Source organism: Hyunsoonleella aquatilis, assembly GCF_014270105.1.
Lineage (GTDB): Bacteria > Bacteroidota > Bacteroidia > Flavobacteriales > Flavobacteriaceae > Jejuia > Jejuia aquatilis.
On the sequence record NZ_JACNMF010000003.1, the window covers coordinates 456,144 to 480,133 of the forward strand.

General features: G+C 39.7%; 20 protein-coding genes. 10 read left to right on the forward strand and 10 right to left on the reverse strand.

Annotated elements, in window-relative coordinates; all coding sequences use genetic code 11:
- Position 1: 1 nt before the first annotated feature.
- Genes H7U19_RS10630 through H7U19_RS10645 form a run of 4 tightly spaced genes read right to left on the reverse strand, consistent with a single transcriptional unit; the run spans position 2 to position 3,182 of the window.
- Positions 2-688, reverse strand: a complete 687-nt coding sequence (locus H7U19_RS10630) for a DUF2490 domain-containing protein (protein ID WP_186562144.1) — start codon at positions 686-688, stop codon at positions 2-4.
- A 22-nt stretch (positions 689-710) separates the two neighbouring features.
- On the reverse strand, positions 711-1,388 hold the full coding sequence (locus tag H7U19_RS10635; RefSeq protein WP_186562146.1) for a metal-dependent hydrolase: 678 nt from the start codon (positions 1,386-1,388) through the stop codon (positions 711-713).
- 52 nt (positions 1,389-1,440) lie between these two features.
- Complete coding sequence (menA, locus tag H7U19_RS10640) at positions 1,441-2,343, reverse strand: 1,4-dihydroxy-2-naphthoate octaprenyltransferase (RefSeq protein ID WP_186562148.1); 903 nt, start codon at positions 2,341-2,343, stop codon at positions 1,441-1,443.
- Complete coding sequence (locus H7U19_RS10645) at positions 2,343-3,182, reverse strand: 1,4-dihydroxy-2-naphthoyl-CoA synthase (protein WP_186562150.1); 840 nt, start codon at positions 3,180-3,182, stop codon at positions 2,343-2,345. Before H7U19_RS10645 ends, menA begins: the two co-directional genes overlap by 1 nt.
- Positions 3,183-3,397: 215 nt before the next feature.
- Here H7U19_RS10645 and H7U19_RS10650 point away from each other — a divergent pair, with 215 nt between their 5' ends.
- Positions 3,398-3,592 (forward strand): hypothetical protein, encoded by a 195-nt coding sequence (locus tag H7U19_RS10650; RefSeq protein ID WP_186562152.1) that lies wholly within the window; start codon positions 3,398-3,400, stop codon positions 3,590-3,592.
- Positions 3,593-3,597: 5 nt separating this feature from the next.
- On the opposite strand, the gene ung is transcribed toward H7U19_RS10650, so the two are convergent.
- Together ung and holA are read right to left on the reverse strand one after the other, a co-directional pair.
- Positions 3,598-4,263 (reverse strand): uracil-DNA glycosylase, encoded by a 666-nt coding sequence (gene ung / locus H7U19_RS10655; RefSeq protein ID WP_186562154.1) that lies wholly within the window; start codon positions 4,261-4,263, stop codon positions 3,598-3,600.
- Positions 4,263-5,267 (reverse strand): DNA polymerase III subunit delta, encoded by a 1,005-nt coding sequence (holA, locus tag H7U19_RS10660; protein WP_186562156.1) that lies wholly within the window; start codon positions 5,265-5,267, stop codon positions 4,263-4,265. Before holA ends, ung begins: the two co-directional genes overlap by 1 nt.
- A 59-nt stretch (positions 5,268-5,326) precedes the next feature.
- Here holA and H7U19_RS10665 point away from each other — a divergent pair, with 59 nt between their 5' ends.
- From H7U19_RS10665 to H7U19_RS10675, 3 genes are all read left to right on the forward strand, one after another.
- Entirely contained in the window at positions 5,327-5,773 is a 447-nt protein-coding gene (locus tag H7U19_RS10665; RefSeq protein ID WP_186562158.1) for a type I restriction enzyme HsdR N-terminal domain-containing protein, read from the forward strand.
- Complete coding sequence (locus tag H7U19_RS10670) at positions 5,770-6,759, forward strand: glycosyltransferase family 2 protein (RefSeq protein WP_186562160.1); 990 nt, start codon at positions 5,770-5,772, stop codon at positions 6,757-6,759. The genes H7U19_RS10665 and H7U19_RS10670 overlap by 4 nt, the downstream gene beginning before the upstream one ends.
- Before the next feature lie 104 nt (positions 6,760-6,863).
- Positions 6,864-7,703 (forward strand): OmpA/MotB family protein, encoded by an 840-nt coding sequence (locus tag H7U19_RS10675; RefSeq protein ID WP_186562162.1) that lies wholly within the window; start codon positions 6,864-6,866, stop codon positions 7,701-7,703.
- A gap of 63 nt (positions 7,704-7,766) precedes the next feature.
- Here H7U19_RS10675 and H7U19_RS10680 read toward each other — a convergent pair whose 3' ends face one another.
- The gene (locus H7U19_RS10680; protein WP_186562164.1) at positions 7,767-8,387 is read right to left on the reverse strand and encodes an L-threonylcarbamoyladenylate synthase; all 621 of its coding nucleotides are present in this window, start codon (positions 8,385-8,387) and stop codon (positions 7,767-7,769) included.
- A 72-nt stretch (positions 8,388-8,459) separates the two neighbouring features.
- On the opposite strand from H7U19_RS10680, the gene H7U19_RS10685 reads away from it, so the two are divergent.
- The 3 genes from H7U19_RS10685 to H7U19_RS10695 are packed head-to-tail and all read left to right on the forward strand — an operon-like array spanning position 8,460 to position 11,305.
- Entirely contained in the window at positions 8,460-9,338 is an 879-nt protein-coding gene (locus H7U19_RS10685) for an alpha/beta hydrolase (protein ID WP_186562166.1), read from the forward strand.
- Between the two features lie 39 nt (positions 9,339-9,377).
- Positions 9,378-10,343 carry a hypothetical protein gene (locus H7U19_RS10690; RefSeq protein ID WP_186562168.1) on the forward strand — a complete coding sequence of 322 codons (966 nt, stop codon included), beginning with the start codon at positions 9,378-9,380 and terminating at the stop codon, positions 10,341-10,343.
- Entirely contained in the window at positions 10,340-11,305 is a 966-nt protein-coding gene (locus H7U19_RS10695; protein WP_186562170.1) for an early set domain-containing protein, read from the forward strand. The genes H7U19_RS10690 and H7U19_RS10695 overlap by 4 nt, the downstream gene beginning before the upstream one ends.
- Before the next feature lie 10 nt (positions 11,306-11,315).
- On the opposite strand, the gene H7U19_RS10700 is transcribed toward H7U19_RS10695, so the two are convergent.
- On the reverse strand, positions 11,316-11,993 hold the full coding sequence (locus H7U19_RS10700; RefSeq protein WP_186562172.1) for a hypothetical protein: 678 nt from the start codon (positions 11,991-11,993) through the stop codon (positions 11,316-11,318).
- A gap of 136 nt (positions 11,994-12,129) precedes the next feature.
- A complete protein-coding gene (locus H7U19_RS10705) occupies positions 12,130-14,481 on the reverse strand; it encodes an ATP-dependent helicase (RefSeq protein ID WP_186562629.1) in 2,352 nt (783 codons plus the stop codon).
- A 128-nt stretch (positions 14,482-14,609) separates the two neighbouring features.
- On the opposite strand from H7U19_RS10705, the gene H7U19_RS10710 reads away from it, so the two are divergent.
- On the forward strand, positions 14,610-16,181 hold the full coding sequence (locus H7U19_RS10710) for an FMN-binding glutamate synthase family protein (RefSeq protein ID WP_186562174.1): 1,572 nt from the start codon (positions 14,610-14,612) through the stop codon (positions 16,179-16,181).
- A gap of 4 nt (positions 16,182-16,185) precedes the next feature.
- Positions 16,186-16,710 (forward strand): DUF7935 family protein, encoded by a 525-nt coding sequence (locus H7U19_RS10715; RefSeq protein ID WP_186562176.1) that lies wholly within the window; start codon positions 16,186-16,188, stop codon positions 16,708-16,710.
- Positions 16,711-16,783: 73 nt separating this feature from the next.
- Here H7U19_RS10715 and H7U19_RS10720 read toward each other — a convergent pair whose 3' ends face one another.
- Positions 16,784-17,698 (reverse strand): patatin-like phospholipase family protein, encoded by a 915-nt coding sequence (locus tag H7U19_RS10720; protein WP_186562178.1) that lies wholly within the window; start codon positions 17,696-17,698, stop codon positions 16,784-16,786.
- Between the two features lie 180 nt (positions 17,699-17,878).
- Here H7U19_RS10720 and H7U19_RS10725 point away from each other — a divergent pair, with 180 nt between their 5' ends.
- Positions 17,879-23,986 (forward strand): PKD domain-containing protein, encoded by a 6,108-nt coding sequence (locus H7U19_RS10725; protein ID WP_186562180.1) that lies wholly within the window; start codon positions 17,879-17,881, stop codon positions 23,984-23,986.
- The last annotated feature ends 4 nt before the right edge of the window (positions 23,987-23,990 follow it).

The following is a 23,990-nucleotide window of genomic DNA, read 5'->3' on the forward strand; positions in this document are numbered from 1 at the left end:
ACTAAAAACTATGGTGAAAACTCAATTGCAATTGCCCTTTTCCCCAATTCACGGTTTTCTGGTTCATCCAGCCCAATTGAAATTTCATACTAGGCTTTAGTACATAACCTAAACCTAAATACGTACGGTTTCTATCAAATAACTGTACCGGTGTACCCGTGCCGATATCCGTTTGTCCGTTGATAAACAATTCATTATAAAGTGCTATGTAAATTGCTTTTGCATCCAAAGTGTTTTGATTTATGGGAATATTCAAAAACAAATTATACCGATATCGGGTTCTAAAATCCTGATTTTCCACAAAACGTTGCTCATAGCGAAACCGATGTACTGTATAAAACCTCCCGCCTATCTTTCGGGAAAACAAGGCTTCTTGATAAATCCTACTTTCCGAAACTGTGGCGTTGCTGTCCCCAAATTGTCCAGTAGTAATATTTCCGTATCCCAAAGTGAATAATATATCTGCATTTTTAGGGGTAAACGTCAATCCCGAGCGAATTAATAATTGTTCCAAATCGCCAATAATATCCCAATTGCGGTATTGCAAATCACCTTGAATTCCAAACTGGCTATTTTTGAATTGGTGCTTATAAAAATACATATACCAAGCGCCCATTTGTGACTGGTCTTGGGCATTTATCGTACTGGACATTAAAATAATGCCTAGGCTTAAAAGTAGTTTTCGCATAAACTGTAGTAAGATGGAACTATTAAACAGATAGGGATTCCCCTATTTTTAGGAGTTTTAAAGTTTTTAAATCGGCATCAAATTTAGCTTTTGCATTTACCTCGTCAATTTCGATATAACCGAAAGTGTCGTAATGATAGCCCAAAATAGAATCACATTTAAGAAAATCAGAAGCAATTAGCGCATCGTCCATGCCCATGGTGAAATTGTCACCAATAGGCAATACGGCCAAATCCAGTTCGTGATTTTTACCGATTAATTTCATATCATAAGTCAACGCAGTATCTCCTGCTATATAAATACATTTTTCCTTAGTAGTAATAATAAATCCGCCAGGTTGCCCGCCATAGCTTCCATCAGGGAAGGACGACGTATGTATGGCATTGACATACTTTACTGTCCCGAAGTCAAACTTCCATTGACCACCATGGTTCATCGGATGTCCCTTAAGCCCCTTGCCATCATAATGCATCACGATTTCATAGTTTGAAACTATAGTGGCACCGGTCCTTTTGGCAATGGCCTCAACATCTAACGTATGGTCTTGATGAGCATGGGTTACCAAAATATAATCCGCTTTAAGTGCATTGATATCAATATTTGAAGCCTTTTCGTTTCCCGAAATAAATGGATCTACAATAAGATGAATATCGTCAATCTGAATACCTAAACTGGCGTGGCCATAAAATGTAATTTTCATGTGAATTAAATTTTACACTAAAAATAATGAATTTTTAGCATTCCAAGGGCTATTACAACAAATGTCCAATGGCCATCAAAACGGACAGAAAGAAGGTTGATAAAGCCACTTTTTTCAACTCGGGGTCGAGTAATTTTGGGTCTTTGTTTTCCTTAACCGTTTTCAAATGAAGGATTAACGGAATATAGACAATAACATAAATCAAGTTGAATATTGAAGTGAAGTACAAAATCCCAAAAAGCCCAGATATGATGATGGCCGTTATGACCAAGAAAAAATGGTATTTTTTGGCCTTCTCTTTCCCTAACCGCAATGCTAAAGTCATTTTACTAGCCGATCTATCCGAATCTATGTCCCTCATGTTGTTTAAATTAAGAACCGCTGCACTTAGTAAGCCGATGGTAATTGCAGGCAAAAACACCACATGGTCGATTGTTTTGGCATAAAGAACATAACAGCCTATGACGCTGACCAATCCAAAAAACATAAACACAAAAACATCCCCCAGGCCTCTATAGCCATAAGCATTACCACCAATGGTATAGCGCATAGCAGCTACAATAGATAAAATTCCCAAGGCAAAAAACAATAATGTTAACAAAAAATGTTGTGCACCGAATGAAGAAAAAATAAGTAGAAATGCCAAAATGATAGTCACTAAAATATTAATTTTTATGGCCTCGAACATGGCATCCGGCGAAATCAATCCGCTTTGAATAGCGCGTTTTGGCCCAATCCTTTCTTCATTATCGGTACCTTTTACCCCGTCCCCGTAGTCATTGGCCAAATTGGATAAAATCTGAAGACTCAAGGTAGTCAACAGCGCTAAAAGAAAAACCACCCAATTAAAATACCCGTTATAATGGGCAAAACTGGAAGCTAAAATAATACCCGAAACTGAAAGCGGCAGTGTCCGCAAGCGCATGGCAGACACCCAAACAGAAACTTGTTTCATTACGGTATCCATTTTTTATCAAAGTTTGGCTTTCGTTTTTCCAAAAAGGCATTCCTGCCTTCCTTTGCTTCATCTGTCATGTAGGCTAATCGGGTTGCTTCACCGGCAAACACTTGTTGCCCCACCATGCCGTCATCGGTAAGATTCATGGCAAATTTCAGCATTTTTATAGAGGTTGGTGACTTTGCCAATATTTCCTGAGCCCATTCATAAGCTGTTTGTTCCAGTTCGCCATGAGGAACCACGGCATTTACCATACCCATTTCAAAGGCCTCCTGCGCTGAATAATTGCGTCCTAGGAAAAATATTTCACGTGCTTTTTTTTGCCCTACCATTTTAGCAAGGTAGGCTGAGCCGTATCCTCCGTCAAAACTGGTAACATCGGCATCGGTCTGCTTAAAAATGGCATGTTCCTTACTGGCCAAAGTTAAATCACAAACAACATGCAAGCTGTGGCCACCGCCAACTGCCCAGCCTGGCACTACAGCAATAACAGCCTTAGGCATAAACCTGATGAGGCGTTGCACCTCCAAAATATTTAAGCGATGGTAACCATCCTCACCAACATAACCTTGGTGTCCCCTAGCCTTTTGATCGCCACCACTGCAAAAGGAATAAACACCATCTTTGGTTGATGGGCCCTCTGCTGATAAAAGTACAGCACCAATGCTTGTATCTTCATTGGCATCATAGAAGGCATCATATAGCTCACTGGTAGTTTTTGGCCTAAAAGCATTTCTAACATTTGGCCTATTAAAAGCAATACGCGCTACACCATTATATTTATAGTAGGTGATATCTTCGTACTCCTTTGCGATCTCCCATTTAGGTTCATCCATCGTTTGAATATTTTGACCAAAAATAATTGTTTTATTTGATACAGCTACTAGAAGGATTTAAAAATGAAACTGATTTTAATTTATTACGTACATGTACGTATTGTGGTTATGGATATTTTTTATAGATTTGTGAAGAATTTAACAGTTTAATCGATAAAATTTGTATTTCATCGTAAATTTACATACTTTTATCGACCAAACAATGAACTAAGCCTATGTTATTGAACATTACTTTGCTAATTTTGTCCCTAATAGCCCTTAATGTCCTGTTCTTCAGTTTTTCGTATTTTAAGTCTGCCAAAAAGCGTGTACTTAAAGAGTTGAATGCTCCAACTGAAGCTCCAATTAAGCTAAACACCAAGTTAGAAGTAGAATCGGAAAGCCAGGATTTAGCACCTACCGGAAGCTAAAACACTTACCAATTTATAGCTTTTTGGTTGTACGACTTGAGTAAGGTATTAACTTTGGAAAAATGTTTATTGCCGAACCAGTAGCCCCTATTGGCACTCAATGGTGACGGATGTCCTGATGTAAGTATTCTATGTTTATGAGGGTCAATCAGTTTTAATTTTTGTTTGGCATAGCCTCCCCAAAGTAAAAAAATCACATCTTCCTTTTCTTCAGAAATACATCTGATAACGTTATCCGTAAAAGTTTCCCACCCTTTTTTTTGATGGCTTCCAGCTTGATGGGCCCGAACGGTCAATGTCGCATTTAAAAGGAGGACTCCCTGTTTTGCCCATCGGGACAAATCCCCACTTTTTGGATACGGAACTCCCAAATCATTTTCAATTTCTTTAAAAATATTAATGAGTGAAGGCGGATGAGTAATACCATCCTGAACAGAAAAACACAACCCATTGGCCTGCCCGGGACCATGATAAGGATCCTGTCCGATAATCACAACCTTGACATCTTCAAAATGGCAATGGTTAAATGCGTTAAATATTTCCTTTCCAGGTGGGAAACACTGGCGGGAAGCGTACTCCTGTTTTACAAATGCAACCAAATCTGAAAAATACGGTTTTTCAAACTCCTCCCGCAAATACCCTTTCCAACTCTCGTGTATGGCTACATCCATCAGTTTAAAATCCTAACCAATAATTCCTTTAATAAATCTCCTTGGGGAACAGCATTTGCCCCCACACCCTTGCTTTTAACATCGAATTCCCTTAAAGTAGAGACAACTGCGCTCACTTTTCGCATGGGGTAGTTTCTCGCGGCAGTAACATATTCATTGACAAAATAGGGATTAATCCTTAAGGCTGAAGCCACACTCCTTGGTGATTTATCCTTTAATCCATGAAAATGCAACAATTGGGAAAAGAAATTAAACAATAAAGAAACCGTGACAACCATGGGGTTGTCCTTCGGGTTTTCGGCAAAATAATTTACAATTTGATATGCCTTAACAGCATTTCTGTCCCCTATTGCTTTCCTGAGCTCAAAATTATTGTAGTCTTTACTGATGCCTATGTTTTCTTCCACATCCTCCGGTGTAATCTGATGGCCCTTCGGAAATATGATCTGAAGCTTTTCAAGTTCATTATTGATTTTACTTAAATCCGTACCCAAGAATTCCACCAACATTTGGGCTGCCTTTGGGGTAATGGTATATCCCTTTGGTGACAAAACCCGTCTAATCCAATCGGCTACCTGGTTTTCGTATAGTTTTTTACTTTCATAAACCACACTTGTCTTTTTAAGTGCTTTATAAAGTGCTTTGCGCTTATCAATTTTTTTGTATTTATAGTTCACAACCAAAATCGTAGTTGGCTGAGGATTTTCAGCATAATGGGCTAATTTTTCAATGGTTCGGGATAAATCCTGTGCTTCCTTAACAATTACCACCTGATATTCGGCCATCATCGGATAGCGCTTAGCATTGCTTATGATATCCTCTACCGAAATATCGCGTCCGTAAAGCACCATTTGGTTAAAACCTCTTTCGGCCTCGGTCAGCATAGTGTCCTCAATAAAATCCGAAATCTTATCAATATAATAGGGCTCCTCTCCCATCAGGAAATAAATGGGCTTAAGTTGTCGGTTTTTTATATCGGTCACCAATTGTTTAACCTCGTCCAAACTCTATAAATTTTTTTGTGAAAAGCAATAAAATGGCATTATAATGATACATTTGTTGGATGCACAAATTGAATTTCCCCACATACCAGTTTCGATTCAAAAATAGCGAAAATAAAGTTCTCATTTTTGATATCATTCGCAAAAAATTTGTGGTTTTGCAACCTGAAGAATGGGTGCGCCAAAACTGTGTACATTTTTTAATTGAAGACAAAAACTATCCCAAATCCTTGATTAATGTTGAAAAGGAATTGAAGGTAAACGGTTTAAAAAAGCGGTATGATATCGTGGTGTTCAAACCTAGTGGGGAGATTGAAATTGTTGTAGAATGTAAAGCCCCAAATATTGAAATAGACCAAAACGTTTTTGACCAAATTGCCCGTTATAACTTAGAACTCAGAGCAGATGTTTTGATGGTCACTAACGGATTAAATCATTATTATTGCGAAATGGACTTTGAAAACGAAAGGTATCTTTTTTTAAAGGATATCCCCGAGTACGAAATATGAAAATAGCAGTCGTCATATTAAATTGGAATGGAAAGAAACTGTTGGAGCAGTTTTTGCCATCAGTGGTACACCACTCAGTAGGCGCAGATATTTATGTGGCTGATAATGCGTCAACTGATGATTCCATTGTTTTTGTTGAGAAGAACTTTCCATCGGTCAGAATAATTCAAAACAAAGCCAATGGTGGGTTTTCAAAAGGCTATAATGATGCCCTCAGGCATTTAAAAGCAGATGTGTTCTGTTTGTTGAATAGTGATGTTGAAGTGACTGAAAACTGGCTTTCCCCCATTGAAGACTCCTTTAGAAGCAGTCAGAATGTTGCCATAATTCAACCCAAAATATTAGATTTCAACCGGAAAGATCATTTTGAATATGCCGGTGCAGGAGGTGGCTTTATAGATAAATTTGGATATCCGTACTGTAGGGGTAGAATTTTTAATACTGTTGAAAGGGACTCAGGTCAATACAATGATACAATCCCCATCTTTTGGGCTTCAGGCGCATGTTTGTTTATACGAAGGTCAGTTTATGAAGAACTAAAAGGTTTAGATGAAACCTTTTTTGCCCATATGGAAGAAATCGATTTATGCTGGCGTGCACGGAATAGAGGATATGATATTCAGTACGTTGGCAATTCAACGGTGTATCATATTGGAGGGGCTACGCTTAACAACCTTAATCCAAAAAAGACGTACCTTAATTTTCGAAATAGCCTTTATACCTTGGTCAAAAATGCAAAAGGAAATGTTTTTATGCTTGTGCTTATAAGGTTACTGTTGGATGGTGTTGCTGGCATGAAGTTTCTTTTGGAGTTTAAGTTTGCCCATATAATCGCCATTATAAAGGCTCACTTAATGTTTTACGGTCATCTTCCGCTTCTTCTAAAACAGAGAAAAGCTGTTCCCAAGAAAATAAAATATTACCAATGCACATCCATTGTGTGGGATTATTTCGTAAATAGAAAAAGGGTTTACAAAAGTTTATAACTCGGTTAGTAAAAGTTTTGTTAAGCCTTTTAAATTCAACTGTTTTTTATATACTTTTGCCGAAATAATTTGCAAATTTTTAATCCAGAAATAACCATTACATTATGAAAAAAGTATTATTACTTAGTTTTTCTACATTACTGCTTTTGAGTTCCTGTGTATCCAAAAAAGAGTTTCTAGCTCTTGAGGAAAAACAAAAGGAAACTCAGGATTTATTGAATTCTGCTACTGTAAAATTAAACTCCTGCTTAGAGGAAAGAGCCTCTGCCACTGCAAGAGCTACGGCACTTGAAGAGCAGGTAGCCGATTTGCGCAAGAGTAATGATAACTTACAGATTTTGTCTGCCAAAGGTGCAAGCAATGTGGAAAAAACTTTAGAGAGCATAAAAGAGAAAGATTTAAAAATCACGCGTTTACAAGATGCCTTAACCAAGAAAGATAGTGTAACCTTGGCATTGGTAACAAGCTTTAAGCGCGAGGTTGGAATTAACGATCCAGATATTGAAGTAAATGTTGAAAAAGGCGTTGTATTCATCTCTATATCAGATAAATTACTGTTTAAGAGCGGGAGTTACAATGTAACCACTAGAGCCAAGGAGGTGTTGGCAAAAGTAGCGAAAGTTGTTAACGCAAAACCAGATTTTGAGTGTATGGTTGAAGGACATACAGACAGCAGATCTTACCAAAGCGGTGTGTTACTTGACAACTGGGATTTGAGCGTAAAACGTGCTACTTCTGTTGTTCGTGTTTTAGAGGAACTTGAAGTAAACCCAGGGAGGTTAATAGCTGCTGGACGCAGTTCCTATGTACCTCTTGTTGACAATGATACTGCTGAAAACAGAGCCACCAACAGACGCACGCGAATTGTAGTGCTTCCAAAATTGGATCAGTTTTATGAATTGGTTGAAAAGGAAATGAAAAACCTCGAAGCTGTTAGTAACTAAATTATAAAATAAAGAATTGTTCAAAGCCCAATCGTTTCGGTTGGGCTTTTTTGTTCTATAGTTTTAAAAAATCTCCAAGCTACCCTTCCCTTCCCTAAGAACAACCGGCTCGTCCTCGGATAAATCAATAACCGTGGAGGGTTCATTGCCTCCGTAGCCACCGTCAATCACCAAATCCACAAGGTTGTCCCATTTTTCCAAAATCAATTCTGGGTCAGTAGTATATTCTAAAATTTCATCTTCATCATGAATGGAAGTAGATATGATTGGGTTACCAAGTTGTTTTACGATATCTAAGGCAATATTGTTATTTGGCACCCGAATACCTACTGTCTTTCGCTTCTTGAAAGGATTAGGCAATGATTTAGAACCTGGAAGGATAAACGTGTATGGCCCCGGCAATGCCCTTTTCAAAATTTTAAACACCGAAGTATCTATTTGCTTTACATAATCGCTGAGATTGCTTAAATCGTGGCACACAAACGAAAAGTTAGCCTTCTCAAACCTTACGCCTTTAATCCTTGCCACTTTTTCCAGAGCCTTGATATTAGTAATATCACAGCCCAACCCATAAACCGTGTCCGTTGGGTATATAATGACACCGCCTTTTTTTAACACCTGAGCAACGCGATCTATCTCCCGTGGATTTGGGTTTTCCTCATATATCCTAACAAATTCGGCCATAATATGTATATTGCTCCTGTGTTTACAAATTAAGTATTTATTTTAATGCCTTGGTCATAAATTTTTGAACTTATGGATTTTTTAAAGCGTTTTATACTAAGTTTTATCTTTTTAGTTGTTTTTGTTGGGTGTAACGAAGACAATTTTGTTGATACGGTCATTGACACACCAATAGAGGTACTGGACGCCTCGGTGCCTTACGAAGCAAATGACGTTTCTTATGGTGATCATGAACGCCAGAAATTTGATTTGTATTTGCCTGCAAATAGAAATACAGGCACCAAGACCATGATTCTGATTCATGGTGGTGGCTGGACCTCGGGGGACAAAAGCGACATGAATGTCATAAAGGAGTTATTTAAACAAAACATTCCTAATCTTGCACTTGTAAATATGAACTATCGATTGGCAGACGAAAACAACAAACCCTACCCGATGCAAATTGAAGACATTACCAGTTTGGTCAACTTCTTAAAAGAAAGTAAGGTCAACTACACGATTTCAGAAGACATTGGTTTTACAGGAACAAGTGCTGGGGCGCATTTATCATTGCTATGGAGTTATGCCTTTGACTCCAATAGCAAAGTGGACATGGTCTGCAGTATCGTAGGCCCAACAAATCTTAAAGACCCTGCATATTTGAGCAACTCCGACCCGGCGCTTGAGGAATTGTTGGATTTGTATCTTGCGGATACCTCTCTTGAGTTTTTAGAAGAAGTCAGTCCCTTGCATCAAGCTACGGCAACAGCGCCGCCAACGATTTTGTTTTATGGAGGCCAGGATCCTTTAATCCCAACAACTCAGGGTACGGATTTACGAGACAAACTGCAATTGCTGGGGGTGACGAATGAATTTACCCTCTATCCAAATGCCGGACATGGTTGGACCGATGCGGTTTTGCTTTTGGACACCTGGACAAAACTAAAAGCCTTTACTGAAACATATTTGTAAAAGTTTGTAACATTTTAAAGCTCAGGTAGTCTATAATATATGAGACTGCCAATTTTAACCCTAACCCTTTTCTTTATTTGCGTTTGCAATACTTTTGCCAATGGGGGCTACAACCCTCCGGTCCTATTTACAAAGGCTGAAATCCTGAATGAAAACACCACAAGGATTCCGTTTAAATTGGTAGATCATTTAATGGTTGTGGAAGCCGAACTATTGGATAAAAAAGGCAATTTTATTATCGATACGGGCTCAGAAGCCATGATTTTGAATAAAGTCCATTTTGGGAAACTTTATGATTTCCAAAGGAATTCCAATGAAACTTCCGGCGTAAACCAAATCTTAGACCATTCCTATAGAAGATATATTAGGGAATTTGATCTGAACGGTTTTGTGTATCATAACAAGGTATCTGACGTTATCGATTTATCACATATCGAGTCGAGCAAAAAAATAAGGGTATTGGGCATTATCGGTTACAATATTTTGAAGGATTATGAAATCTTCATCGACCTGTACTTGAACCAAATCACATTGACCAAAGTTGACAAAAACGGCAACAAACTGAACGACAAGGTATATTTGGAAAAAATCGTGGACAGCATCGATTTCAACTTAAAAAAGCATACTATCGTGGTGGACGGCTTTATCAATAACCAGAAGGTGAAATTGGGCATTGATACCGCGGCCGAATTCAATCAAATTAACAAAAGTATCAACAGAAAAGCGCGCCGGTACTTTATTCCAAAGAAAAGGTTAAAACTTCAAGGCGCAACCAATAAAAGTATTCATGTTTTGGCAGGGAAATTGCATCGTGTTAAATTAAATGATAGTATTTATTTTGGACCGATGTATACTGTACTTACCAATCTGAACCAATTGAACGAAGCATTTGGCACGCAACTGGATGGTATTTTAGGCTATGAATTTTTTGCACAGAAAAGGACCATTATCAATTATCAAAAAGAAAAATTGTATTTTATCGCCTATCCGTTACGCACGCAATGAACAGACTATCTGCATATTTCTTGTTAGCACTCTCTTTTATTAACTTCAATATTCAGGCACAAACCAAGGATTTTAAAGGGTATAAGATTGAAAACGATACCGTGATTTTTAGGTTTGATGTCAGGGATTATTCAAAATTCACCAAGGAGCATACTGGCCAAACCATGGAATTTGCCGATTTTGATATCGAAAAGGTAGCGGTTTCCGGTGACTTCAATTTATGGTCCCGAGACCATTGGCAAATGCAAAAGATTTCAGACTCTGTTTACGAACTGAAAAAGAGCATCCATGATTTTAACGATGAATTTTCGTGGGAATTTAAATATGTGATTAATAACGCCTATTGGGCGGAACCTTCCAAGTACGACCCCAATTCTTCCAAAGCCTTAAAAAACGGAAAGCGGTTGCGTGGTGTTTATAATCTTAAAATGTACACGGCCTATCCAGATGAGGATGGAAACGCCACTTTTAAATTAAAAGGCTATAAAGATGCCAAAAAAGTGATTGTTGCTGGTTCATTTAACAAATGGAACGAACATTTATTTAAAATGAATAAAACGGACGACGGCTGGGAATTGACCCTTCAAATGAAACCCGACAGGTATCAATACCGTTTTATAGTGGACGGGCATTGGATGGAAGACCCTCATAATCCAAATAAAACTAGGAATGAATTCCACGAGTATAATTCTGTTTTAGACATAAAGGCATACACTACCTTTAAATTGAAAGGCTACACAAACGCTGAAAAAGTAATACTGGCAGGCTCGTTTAATGGATGGAACGAGCACCAACTGGAAATGGAAAGAAAAGAATACGGTTGGAAATACACGCTTCCCCTTTCAGGAGGCAAACACCACTATAAGTTTATTGTTGATGGCAATTGGATTGTTGACCCCGACAATCCCGTAAAGGAATATGATGGTAATGGGCATGTTAATTCAGTTAGGATGGTAAAATGATTTCCTTTTCTTATCGCATTCTGTTTCCCTGTCGATTACCAAATTGACCACCTCCGCCTCTGTTTGGCCCTCCTTGAGACAAATTATTCGAGGGTATTCTTGGGTTCAAAGCTTCCTTAATATGCTTTTGATATTTTAGCCATCTGGCATATTGTTTTTCACTGAGTATTCCAGACAATTGATCATTTAATGCTTCCTCTTCGCGTATTACCTGCTTTCGGACTGGCCTGATTTTTTTACGGCTTTCTAACATGGCAGTTCGCATAGGATTGTCTTCATTACGCTGAGACATTCCACCTTGACCACCATCCATCATATTTTGAATGCGCAGGGCCATGGCTATGTTCTTTGCAGTATTCATATAAATATTCAAAGTATCGAAGTTGTAGGTGTTGGCAAATCTGATTTCCTCTATTTTGGAATTATAATTAATGATCGCCTTTTTTACCTTGATTTCTAAGTTTTTATCCTTTTTAATTTTAATCTTCTTCACAACCTCGGCTTCATCATAATAAAAAATCCCAGCCTGTTTATAAGCATCAAAATCAGGGGTTTGACGCTCCTGAAAACCCTGGCCTCCTCTTTGTCCACCACCTTGGCCTCGACTTCCCTGCATCCCGTTACTTGGAGGTTGGGCGTACAAAACCGTTGACAAAAACACAAAGATGAGTAGCGTAAAAGATTTCATAAGCTATTCCTTAAAAATGATATGATGAAAAGGTTTTGGCCGTTATTGAAATTAAAGGTTTAATGTATTTGATGCTTATTTTATAAAAAACTGGCGGTTATGAGCAGAAAAAGCAATCGTTTGTCCGAAAACGGATTTATCCAATCACCTCCAATTTAGCAAACCGCAACAGTAATTTTTTATTCCCTCCTGTTTCAAACTCTATTTCGGCTTTGGTATCAGCTCCGGCTCCTTCTATTTTGAGGACTTCGCCTTTCCCAAATCGTATATGTTTCACAATGTTACCCACGGCCAATTTGCTATCAAAAAGATTGGCCGTCCCATTACTGCTCTTTGAAACGGGCTTTAAATTTTTGGGCGTGGTGGCTTGAAATTTTTCCGGTGTTTTTTTGGGAGCTCCTTTTTTAGGCTGAAATTGTTTAGCAGGTTTATAGCGAATTTTATTCAGTGATACAGTTTTGTTTGGTTCAATATCACCAAAAATGCTGGCATCCAGCATGGGATTGTAGCGGCGTTCTTCAATCGGAGTGACGATATCCAAATATTGCTCATCAATTTCCTCAATAAAACGGCTCGGCTCGGCATCAATTAATTTCCCCCAACGGTAGCGTGACAAAGCATAAGTTAAATAAGCCTGTTTCTCGGCTCGGGTCAAGGCTACATAAAATAAACGACGTTCCTCCTCCAATTCGCTTCGCGTATTCATGCTCATCGCACTTGGGAACAAATCTTCCTCCAATCCAACGATAAACACATATGGAAATTCCAAACCTTTGGCCAAATGGATAGTCATCAACGCAACATGGTCGCTATCCCCCTTTTCATTGTCCAAATCCGTAGCCAATGCGACATCTTCAAGGAATTCTGCTAAAGAACCTGTAGCATCTGCAATCTCCTTTTGCCCTTCCACAAAATCCTTCATTCCATTGAGCAGTTCTTCGATATTTTCCATCCGGGCCACACCTTCTGGAGTACCATCTTTATTGAATTCCCGAATTAAACCACTGCTTTTGGTCACATGCTCAGCCAATTCAAACACATCCGTATTTTGGTTCATCACCTGATAGCTTTCAATCAATGTGGCGAAGTTTTCGAGCTTGGCTTTGGTGCCGGAATTGATTTTAATATCCACCTTATCGATGTGTTTTATCACATCAAATATACTTTTATCATATCCGTTGGCCGCCACAACCAATTTGTCAACTGTAGTTTGCCCAATGCCACGTGGCGGAAAGTTAATGACTCGTTTTAAAGCTTCTTCATCAGCAGGATTGATAACCAAACGCAAATAGGATAACACATCCTTGATTTCCTTTCGTTGATAAAAGGACAGGCCTCCATAAATACGGTATTTGATGTCACGCTTTCTTAAGGCGTCCTCGATGGCACGGGATTGTGCATTGGTGCGGTACAATACGGCAAAATCGCTATTGGGTACATGCTCCTGCATTTTAGTTTCAAAAATGGTACTAGCCACATAACGCCCTTCATCCCCATCAGTTAAAGAACGGTTTACTTTGATTTTTGCGCCCTCGTCATTGGCTGTCCAAACAATTTTATCTAGTTTGGTCTGATTCTTATCAATAATGGAATTGGCCGCATTCACGATATTTTTGGTGGAACGGTAATTCTGTTCCAAACGGAATACTTTTACATCGTCATAATCCTTTTGAAAATTCAAAATATTATTGATGTTAGCTCCACGAAACGCATAGATACTCTGGGCATCATCACCTACTACGCAGATATTCTGAAACTTATCGGACAGCGCCCGTACAATCAAATATTGTGAATGGTTGGTATCTTGATACTCATCCACCAAAATATACTTAAACCGGTTTTGATATTTTGCCAAGGCATCCGGAAAACGGGTCAGCAATTCATTTGTTTTTAGCAACAAATCATCAAAGTCCATTGCGCCGGCCTTAAAACAACGGTCCACGTAAGCCTTGTAAATATCTCCCATCCGTGGTCTTCTCGCCATAGTATCTGCTTCAATCAATTCTGGGTTTTGAAAATAGGCACGCACGGTAATCAAACTGTTTTTATAGGATGAAATCCGGGAACGGATCTGTTTGTATTTATAAACATCCTTATCCAGATTCATTTCCTTGATGATGGATGCAATCAACCTATCGGAATCCTGGGTGTCATAAATGGTGAAATTACTCGGGTAGCCCAATCTATCCGCTTCAATCCGAAGAATTTTAGCAAAAACAGAGTGAAACGTTCCCATCCAAAGGTTTTTGGCCTCACTATCGCCCACTATGGCAGCAATACGCGATTTCATTTCACGGGCCGCCTTATTCGTAAATGTGAGTGCCAAAATGTTGAACGGGTCAATCCCCTTGCTCATCATATAGGCTATGCGATAAGTCAACACGCGTGTTTTACCCGAACCCGCCCCTGCTATAACTATCATGGGGCCATCAATCTGAATGGTGGGTTCTAATTGCGCGCTGTTTAATTGGTCTAAATATGCTTCCAAACTACAATCTTTTTCCATAGGTGAAAATAACCAATGTTGGCGGTTTATTAGGCTTGAATTATCAATAATTATAAACAATTGGCATTATATTTTTTTAAATATATTTATGCATAAATTAAATGGATAGCATGGATATTATTTTGGATTTCCTTTCGAGTATCCCTTGGTGGGGATGGGTTTTAGTCGTTTTAGCTTTGGTTGCCATTCGTGATATTTTTTTCCAAAAAGCGCATACCATTAGCCATAATTTCCCCATTGTGGGCCACTTAAGGTATTGGCTGGAAGGGATTGGTCCAGAGTTACGACAGTATTTGGTGGCCAACAATAGAGAGGAATTACCCTTTAATCGCATCGAACGCGGTTGGGTGTATGCTTCTTCAAAAAATGAAAACAATTACGAAGGCTTTGGTACCGATAGGGATATTTATGCCCACCATCACATTTTTGTGAACAATGCCATGATGCCTTTTAAATTGCCTGAAAACCATCCTAATAAAGCAGACAAAACCTTTTTGCCCTGTGCGAAAGTGATGGGCGAATTCCATAAACGGAAAAAGCCCTATCGCCCAGCATCTGTTATTAATGTTTCGGCCATGAGCTTTGGGTCGCTATCGGCAAAGGCCATAGAATCCTTGAATAAAGGTGTGGCCATGGCAGATGCCTATCACAATACAGGTGAAGGTGGTTTATCCCCATATCATAGTAATGGTGGCGATGTGGTGTTTCATTTTGGCACGGGGTATTTTGGTGTTCGCAGTGAGGATGGTGGGTTTTCAATGGAAAAAATGGTAAAGTTGGTCAACGACAATCCCTTTATCCGAGCCATTGAAATAAAATTGTCCCAAGGGGCAAAACCTGGAAAAGGTGGCGTATTACCTGGGAAGAAAATCACCAAGGAAATTGCAAAAATAAGGGGTGTTGAAATTGGAAAAGATGTGCTGTCACCACCAAACCACAAGGCATTTTCGAATGTTCCTGAGATGGTGGATTTTATTGAGTCGATTGCTGAAAATACCGGGTTGCCCGTGGGCATTAAAGCCGCCATAGGCAAATTGGACCAATGGGAGGAATTGGCAGACATCATGCGAAAAACGGGTAAAGGCCCCGATTTTATTGCGGTTGATGGTGGCGAAGGCGGCACGGGTGCGGCTCCCCCTAGTTTTGCTGACCATGTATCCTTGCCCTGGGTTTACGGGTTTAGTGATGTTTATAAATTATTCAAGGCAAAAGGATTAACTGAAGGGATTGTTTTTATTGGTAGCGGCAAATTGGGCTTTCCTGCCAAAGCAGCCATGGCTTTTGCAATGGGTGCGGATTGTATTAATGTGGCTCGCGAGGCTATGATGAGTATTGGGTGCATTCAGGCGCAGGTCTGTCATAACAACACTTGCCCCAGCGGTGTTGCTACTCAAAATAAATGGCTTCAAAATGGCATCAATGTGCCCCTAAAATCTGCTCGTTTGGCCCAATATTTTAAAACTTTTAGAAAAGAATTAATTGAAATTACCCATGCGGCCGGCTACGAACACCCCTGTCAATTTAAAATGAGTGACATAGAAATTAATTTGGACGACCACAACCTTTCCGAGCAATTGGACAAAACCTATTTGTATAATAAAGTTGAAGTGCCATTTCACGGAATGCAAAACCTGAAAGATTGTGTATATTTGGGAGGGATGCGTAACACTCAAAAAAAATAGACCTATGGAGCCAAGCAGAATCATCGAAATATTTTTATACACCCTTCCTGCTTTAATTACAGGTGTGGTGGCCTACCATTTTTTTAGAATACATACCCAAAACGAAGATGGTCGCCGACGATTTTTATTGCAAAAGGATATGCAGGCTACGTCACTCCCGCTTCGACTTCAGGCATACGAACGGCTGACACTCTTTTTAGAGCGTATTTCACCAAACAAACTATTGATTCGTGTTACTCCAACATCTTCGGATAAAGATAGTTATGAGGCTTTATTGATACAAAGCATTCAGCAGGAAATGGAACATAATTTAACCCAACAAATTTATGTTTCAGAAAAATGTTGGAGCGTAATTAGCACGGCTAAAAGTGCCACAGTACAGCTGATTAGAAAGGCCAATCTTTCGGAAAAAACAGATTCGGCAGACAAACTTCGTGAAGTACTTTTAACCGAAATGATGGAACGCCCTTCGCCTAGCGATGCCGCACTTTCTATTTTAAAGGAAGAGGTTCGGGAATTGTGGGGATAGGAAGTTGATAGGTTCAAGGTTTGTGGTTTCAAGTTAGCCTTACAACGACAAACTATAAACCCTAAACCTGAAGCTATTTATCCAATCTCAACTCATTGGAATCGGCTTGTTCGCACTTATTCTTGGCATAATCCCAGCCTTGTTGCCACCAAGACCTCATGAGTTTTTTATTGAAAATCAATGAGTTTTCTGTAAGTTTGGATGGGGTGTAATATAGGTTTAATTGGACATTTCTGTTTTTAGCGGCAAGTTTTCCAATAGTGACATCGTTACGTTCTAGCTGGTCCGATAGATGTCCGAAAAGGTTAATCATCAGCGAAAACGGATTTTTCCCCAAGACCTTATTGTATTCCATGGTTTCAGCCTCTAAAACAATGGCGTCTACTTCCGTTGCGCCTCTTAAAATCGCCTCCCGAATAGGAACTACGCAACCTAAACCACCATCGGCATATTCAAAACCATCTCGTTTCGCCAAGGACATAAAGGGAATATAATTGCACGAAATCCAAATCCAATCGCAGAATTCCTCGTAAGTGTAATCTTTGATAGACTTATACTCTACCCTATTTTTCGAAAGGTTGGATACCGTAACCACAACATCGTCTTTGGTCGTTCTTATAAAATCGTATTCCTTGTGGGTAAAATATTTTTTAATATGCTTTTTCAGCGCTTTACTTTCACCAAAAGTCCTTTTAAACTTAATAAACTGCCAAAGTACATTCAAGAAATCGATGGAAACAAACTCCCGCTTTCCTTTTTTCCGTAAAACGAAAGGGTTAACACTAAAAATATCGTGCTGTTGCACATTAGTATAGGCGTGGTAAATCTTATCAATTTCGCCTGCAGCAAGATGTGGCACCAACAAACTTCCGGTGGAAGTACCCAAAAAAATGTCGTAATCACGCCCCTCAACTTCCATCAAGTATTGGGCAACCCCTCCTGCGTAGGCACCTTTACTTCCTCCTCCTGATATGACTAGGGCTTTCATAATTCTATTTAGTTCATAAATATAACAATTATGGGTTTACCTATGAATGATAAACATCATTTTGAAATCTATACCCAATACTAGGTATTTTACAGAAAAAATACACATTACCACGAAATTTAGTTCAATAGCTTATAAAGAATACATATTTTAGTTGCAGCTATTAACCTAACCCTCACTATGTCAAAAAAAACATTTCTGACTGCATTATTTTCCTCAGTTATAATTGCATCGTTTTTTGCCGTAAATCTTATTGAGCACAATTTTGTCAATACTTTTGGAAATCAAATTAGCTCAAGCTACAAGAGTAATATAAAGTTATTATTGCCACCAACAGCATCCATTTCGGGTACCACAGGAGTTTGCATCAATAGCACACCCGACCCCGAAATTACTTTTACAGGAAGTGGCGGAACGGCTCCTTACACATTTACATACACGGTAAATGGTGGTGCGCCACAAACCATTTCAACAACGGGTAATAATAATGCTGTAAATTTGTCCGTTAGTTCGGCTACTGCTGGAACTTTCACCCATGAATTGGTTTCTGTAGAGGATAGTACATCAGAAACCGCGAACGTATCTGGAACAGCAACCGTAACCGTTCACGATTTGCCAACTGTAGATTTTACTTTTAATAATGACAATGCCTGTTCCGGAACACCTGTAAACTTTACAACTAATGTTACAGGAGCCAGTCCTTTTACTTATAGTTGGAATTTCGGTGACGGCAATTCATCAAACAATAATAACCCTACTCATGTTTTTGACGCATTAGGCTGTGCCTCTCAAACCTTTAACGTAACACTTACGGTTACTGATACTAACGGATGTGTATCGGCGATTACCAAAACGATTGATGTAAGGCAAAAACCAAGGCTGGAGTTTTTTGATGCTGATAACCAGTTTGATCCATTTAATAATTGTGGTAACAACACTCTGGATCCATCTTATACCATTAATGTTCGTATGGGAAGTAATACATCTTCATGTATCAACTCCTATGATATCGACTGGGGTGATGGTAGCCCGATTGAAACGGGAGTCACTTTCCCTGCATCGCACACTTATACGCAACTTGGTTCTTTCAATATGGATATAACCGGAAGGGGAACCAATTGCGACAACACCATGCGATATCTCATCAAAAACTCAAGTAACCCAACGGGGGCCATAGTAAACCCTGGAAATACCGTTAATCTATGTCTTCCGGTTAATGCTATTGAATTTGCCATAGGGTCTTGGGCTACCAATCCTCCAGACACCGTCTACTTTATAGATTATGGTGATGGCACGACAGAAACTTATACTCAGGGAGAATTGGAATCCTCAACATATTTTGACCCTGCTGACCCTATGAATTCCGAAGATTTCCCAATACCTCATACCTATACAGAAACGAGTTGCCCCAATAGTTATACTGTTTTTTTGAACATACTCACCTCCTGTGGGCAAACGAATTTAACGGCAGGCCCTATCATTATTCTGAGAAAACCGCAAGTAGCTTTTGAAGACCCACCTAATAGCTGTGTCAATGCGCCAGTTCAATTTAATAATACATCGCTTGATGGATATTCTAACAATTGCTCCGTGAATGATGGCTATTTTTGGGATTTTGGGGATGGCAATACCTCCACCCAAAGAAACCCAATACATACTTACGCTTCTACAGGGAATTTTGATGTAGAATTATATGCTGCAAATTCTTGTGGTGAAACAGAGCGAATTATTAAAACCATCTGTATAGAACCGGAATTGGTGGCCGATTTCACTTTAAGTTCTGATAACGGCTGTACTCCACTAGGTATTGATGCAACAAATGCCACCGATTTAACGGATAGCTGTGGTGACGTAACCTATCTATGGGAGGTAGCTTATACTTCGGGCTTTTGCGGGACAACTTTTGGGCAATGGAACTTTACCAACGGTACGGATGAAAACTCAGCTTCGCCTTCTTTTGAATTTATAAGCGCAGGAACATTTACTGTTACTCTTACCACGACTAATACTTGTGGGACTGATTCCAAGTCAGAAACGGTAGAAGTAAAACGCCCTCCCACAGTTGCGATAAATCCAATTGCAGATTTTTGTGGCTCAGCTTCAATTGATCCAGTTGCCAATGTTGATACTTGTGCACCTGCATCTGAAACCGTTACATATGAATGGCTTTTCCCCGGAGGCACGCCTTCATCAGCAAACACCTTAAACCCTGGAACAATTACCTACAGTACTCCGGGAAATTACACGGTGACCCTAAACGTCATGACGAGTTGTGGAACAACGACAGATACGGAGGATTTTACAATAAACGAAATTCCATCAATCACCAATACGGACTTGACCCAAACCATTTGCTCTGGGACGTCTACTGTTGAAACGGCCCTAAATTCAACCATAAGTGGCACAACCTATGTTTGGACAGCAACTGCACCAGCGGGAGTTTCGGGTTATATTGCAAACGGAACGACAAGCTCGATTCCGGCACAAACCATATTTAATTCAAATACAACTTCCGAGGATGTTACCTATACCATCACACCATTTAACGGCACTTGTGCTGGCGCACCTGTTAATTTAGTAATTACTGTTGATCCTGCACCAGAATTTACAAGTCAGCCTCAATCCGAGATCATTTGTGAAAATGGCCCGATCAATGATTTATCGGTCACCGTAAACGGACCGGGGGCACCGACCTATCAATGGTATAGTAATACGGTGAATAATACAACATCAGGAACCGCTATTGGTGGTGAAACAAATGCAACGTATTCTCCTCCAAATACTCCCGTTGGAGTGACTTATTATTATGTGATTGCGAGGTTTACCTCCGGAGCGGGCTGTGATGAAATTATTTCGAATGTTGCCCGTATTGAAATAGTGGACGGTATTCAAATCGATAGCCAACCTCTTCCTACTCAAAGTATTTGCGTTGGTGGAGATATCAATAATGATTTAACCGTGACACATTCTGGAGGAACGGGGACAGTGTCCTATCAATGGTATTCGAATACTACCAATACGAACACGGGAGGTACTTCAATTCCTGGAGCCACTAATATCAACTATATGCCTCCAACCTTTACAGTTGCTGGAAGCTATTACTACTATGTTGAAGTTTCAATCAGTGGAAGCGGTTGTAATCCTGTTACCAGTGAAGTTGCTGAAGTTATTGTTGTGGATGATCCAATTATTATAGCACAACCTTTGACTACCCAAACCATCTGCCAAGGTACAACGCCTCAGGATTTGGAAGTAACGGTTTCTGGAGGTATTGGGAGCACCTATGACTATCAATGGTACAGCAATACAACCAATAACAATACCGGGGGCACTGCGATTTCAGGTGCCACAAATGCAATTTATACACCTTCAACGGGAACCGTTGGCACTCAGTACTATTATGTTGTCATCTCGCAAGCGGATCCAGGTTGTGGTGTCACTAGTGCTGTTTCGGAAGTAATTGTCAACCCCGCTCCTACGATTACCAATCAACCTATTTCAGAAACAATTTGTTTTGGTGAAAGCTTCAATACACTGTCTATTTCAACAGCTAATGGCGTAGGTACCCCATCATATCAGTGGTATAGCAACACTGTGAATAACACCTCTTCTGGCACAATAATTAGTGGTGAAACGGGAACGAGTTACACCCCGCCTTCTGGTACTATAGGAACGGTTTATTACTATGTAATTATCACTTATTCCTCTGGAGGATGTACCCAAATTATTTCAGAAGTAGCTGAAAACACTGTAAATGAAACGCCAAATATCAGCAATAAAACAGATGTAATTTGTAGTGGCACTTCTTTTGATATTAGCCCAAACAGTTCAGGTGGGGACATTGCTCCGGCAGGTACAACCTACACTTGGACAGCTCCCAATATAAATCCTGCAGGAGCCGTTACCGGCGCATCACAAGAAAACACACCTCAAACTTCAATATCCCAAACATTGGTAAACAATACCACTAATCCAGCAACTGTATCTTATACGGTTACACCTACTTTAGGGACCTGTGTAGGAGCTACTTTTGAAGTCGAAATCACGGTAAACCCATCAATCAGCATTACTTCAATCCAAAACAATAGTTTGTGTTATTCAGATAATGGAGGTTCATTAGAAATCACCATATCGGGAGGTGTTCCGTTTTCAACCGGAAACCCTTATCAAATCAATTGGACTGGTCCTGCGGGCTATACCAGTACTAACGAGGATATTTTCAATTTGGCACCCGGTGATTATACCGTCTCGATTTTGGATGATGGTGGCTGTCCATTTTCAGAAACGTTTACAATCACGGAACCGGACGAGCTTATTTTTAGTTCAATCGATTTTGATACCGAAACCATTTCCTGTTTTGGTGAGAATGATGGCGCAATTAGTATTGAAGTTTCGGGAGGCACGACACCCTACACCTATAATTGGACAAGAAACGGAACGGCCTACAGTAGTGATGAAGACCTGACCAATCTAGGGCCCGGTTTATATGAAATCACAGTGGTAGATGCTAATAATTGTACTCCAATTACGCAAAGTTTTGATGTAGTTGAACCTCCCGAATTACAAGTTAGCCTTGACAGCAAGGTTGATGTGATTTGTTTTGGGGAAGCCACCGGCGAAATAAATATTAATGTCACAGGAGGAAGACCTTTTGAAATTTCCTCTGGCATTTTTGAATATACCTATAATTGGACGGGACCAAATAGTTTTACGAGTTCAACTCAAAACTTAACAGGACTGATTGCAGGTACATATAATGTTACCGTCACCGATAGATCAAACTGTATGACAACTTTTGATGTTGTCATTGATCAGACCGATGAAATTATTATTGATACTTCAGCTACGGAAATTGAATGCTATGGGGATAACGACGCCTCAATTACAATTAACTCAATTACAGGCGGAAATGCCCCATACGATGTGGCTTGGAGCAATTTGGGCTCGGGGTTATCTCAGACCAATTTGTCACCCGGAACATATGTTATTACCGTAACTGATGCCACCAACTGCGTAAAAGAAGCCACCGTGATAATTGCTGAGCCTCCAATTTTCAGAATAACACCACAGGTTGAAAATATATCCTGTTTTGGTGCAAATGACGGTCGAATCATCTTGAATTTAGAAGGTGGCATCGATCCTGTGGATTTAAATTGGGATGACGACCCAACAGCTGGGGTAGAGCGCAACAACATTGGCCCGGGAACTTACACGGTTACTATTATTGACGGAAAGCCCTGTACAATAACCGAAACATTTGTCATAACGGAACCCGCGCCTTTGGATATTTCGGGGACAAAAACTGATGCTTTAGATTGTGATGATGCCAATACCGGTAGTATTAATGCTATAGTCACTGGAGGCACTTTGCCCCTAACCTATCAATGGACCAACGGGGCGACAACAGAAGATTTGAGCAACATTCCTCCCGGGGATTATACGCTCAATGTTACTGACGCCAATAACTGTACTATTTCAAAAAACTTTACCATCAATAGGTTTGAACCTCTGGAAATTGAAATCGATATTATTACCGATGTGGACTGTGCCGCCAAAACGGTTGACCAATCCTTTGTGGCCAATCCCAGTGGTGGCGTACCCCCGTATCAAATCAATTGGTCCAGTGGCAATGTGAGTGGCCCCAATAACGAAAATATGCAGACGGATGTTAACGGTCTGGTCATCATAGATGTTACGGATAGTTTAGGTTGCACTACTTCATTGTCTTACAATGTCGATATTCCAGAGCTGGGCGATCCTGATTTTATAGTTAGTTCGTTTGCATTTACCAATTTTGGATTTTATTCTATTGAGGACCCGATTCAATTCACGAATACAAGCAATGGGGACTTTGTTGGGGTATCTTGGGATTTTGGGGATGGCAGTATTGCAAATGATGAAAACCCAACGCATACCTATCAAACTGAGGGAACATATAACGTTACACAAACTGTAGTTTATCCTTTTGATTGCGTATATACCAAAACCATAACGCTGGTGGTACAAAAAGGCTACAACCTGGTTGTTCCAAATGCCTTTACACCCAATAGCGACAGCTTAAACGAACGATTCGCACCCGCCCAAATAGCCCTTTCCAATATGAGATTTGAAATTTATGATACTTGGGGCAGTATGATTTATTCAGAGGAAGGCAATAGTTTAAGAGGTTGGGACGGCAAGATTAAAGACTCGGAGGCCGAAAACGGCAATTATTATTACACCTTCTCGGGCGAGACGTTTTATGGCAGGACCATTACCAGCAAAGGTGTCGTTACACTTATTAAATAATTGA

Excerpts from the sequence above, each read along its gene's own strand:
- H7U19_RS10650 (WP_186562152.1), top strand. The coding sequence starts at position 3,398 with ATGTTATTGAACATTACTTTGCTAATTTTGTCCCTAATAGCCCTTAAT.
- H7U19_RS10720 (WP_186562178.1), bottom strand. The coding sequence starts at position 17,698 with ATGAAAGCCCTAGTCATATCAGGAGGAGGAAGTAAAGGTGCCTACGCA.
- H7U19_RS10700 (WP_186562172.1), bottom strand. The coding sequence starts at position 11,993 with ATGAAATCTTTTACGCTACTCATCTTTGTGTTTTTGTCAACGGTTTTG.
- H7U19_RS10680 (WP_186562164.1), bottom strand. The coding sequence starts at position 8,387 with ATGGCCGAATTTGTTAGGATATATGAGGAAAACCCAAATCCACGGGAG.
- H7U19_RS10710 (WP_186562174.1), top strand. The coding sequence starts at position 14,610 with ATGGATATTATTTTGGATTTCCTTTCGAGTATCCCTTGGTGGGGATGG.
- H7U19_RS10675 (WP_186562162.1), top strand. The coding sequence starts at position 6,864 with ATGAAAAAAGTATTATTACTTAGTTTTTCTACATTACTGCTTTTGAGT.
- H7U19_RS10685 (WP_186562166.1), top strand. The coding sequence starts at position 8,460 with ATGGATTTTTTAAAGCGTTTTATACTAAGTTTTATCTTTTTAGTTGTT.
- H7U19_RS10715 (WP_186562176.1), top strand. The coding sequence starts at position 16,186 with ATGGAGCCAAGCAGAATCATCGAAATATTTTTATACACCCTTCCTGCT.
- H7U19_RS10725 (WP_186562180.1), top strand. The coding sequence starts at position 17,879 with ATGTCAAAAAAAACATTTCTGACTGCATTATTTTCCTCAGTTATAATT.
- H7U19_RS10695 (WP_186562170.1), top strand. The coding sequence starts at position 10,340 with ATGAACAGACTATCTGCATATTTCTTGTTAGCACTCTCTTTTATTAAC.
- ung (WP_186562154.1), bottom strand. The coding sequence starts at position 4,263 with ATGGATGTAGCCATACACGAGAGTTGGAAAGGGTATTTGCGGGAGGAG.
- H7U19_RS10665 (WP_186562158.1), top strand. The coding sequence starts at position 5,327 with ATGCACAAATTGAATTTCCCCACATACCAGTTTCGATTCAAAAATAGC.
- H7U19_RS10635 (WP_186562146.1), bottom strand. The coding sequence starts at position 1,388 with ATGAAAATTACATTTTATGGCCACGCCAGTTTAGGTATTCAGATTGAC.
- H7U19_RS10630 (WP_186562144.1), bottom strand. The coding sequence starts at position 688 with ATGCGAAAACTACTTTTAAGCCTAGGCATTATTTTAATGTCCAGTACG.
- menA (WP_186562148.1), bottom strand. The coding sequence starts at position 2,343 with ATGAAACAAGTTTCTGTTTGGGTGTCTGCCATGCGCTTGCGGACACTG.
- H7U19_RS10690 (WP_186562168.1), top strand. The coding sequence starts at position 9,378 with ATGAGACTGCCAATTTTAACCCTAACCCTTTTCTTTATTTGCGTTTGC.
- H7U19_RS10645 (WP_186562150.1), bottom strand. The coding sequence starts at position 3,182 with ATGGATGAACCTAAATGGGAGATCGCAAAGGAGTACGAAGATATCACC.
- H7U19_RS10670 (WP_186562160.1), top strand. The coding sequence starts at position 5,770 with ATGAAAATAGCAGTCGTCATATTAAATTGGAATGGAAAGAAACTGTTG.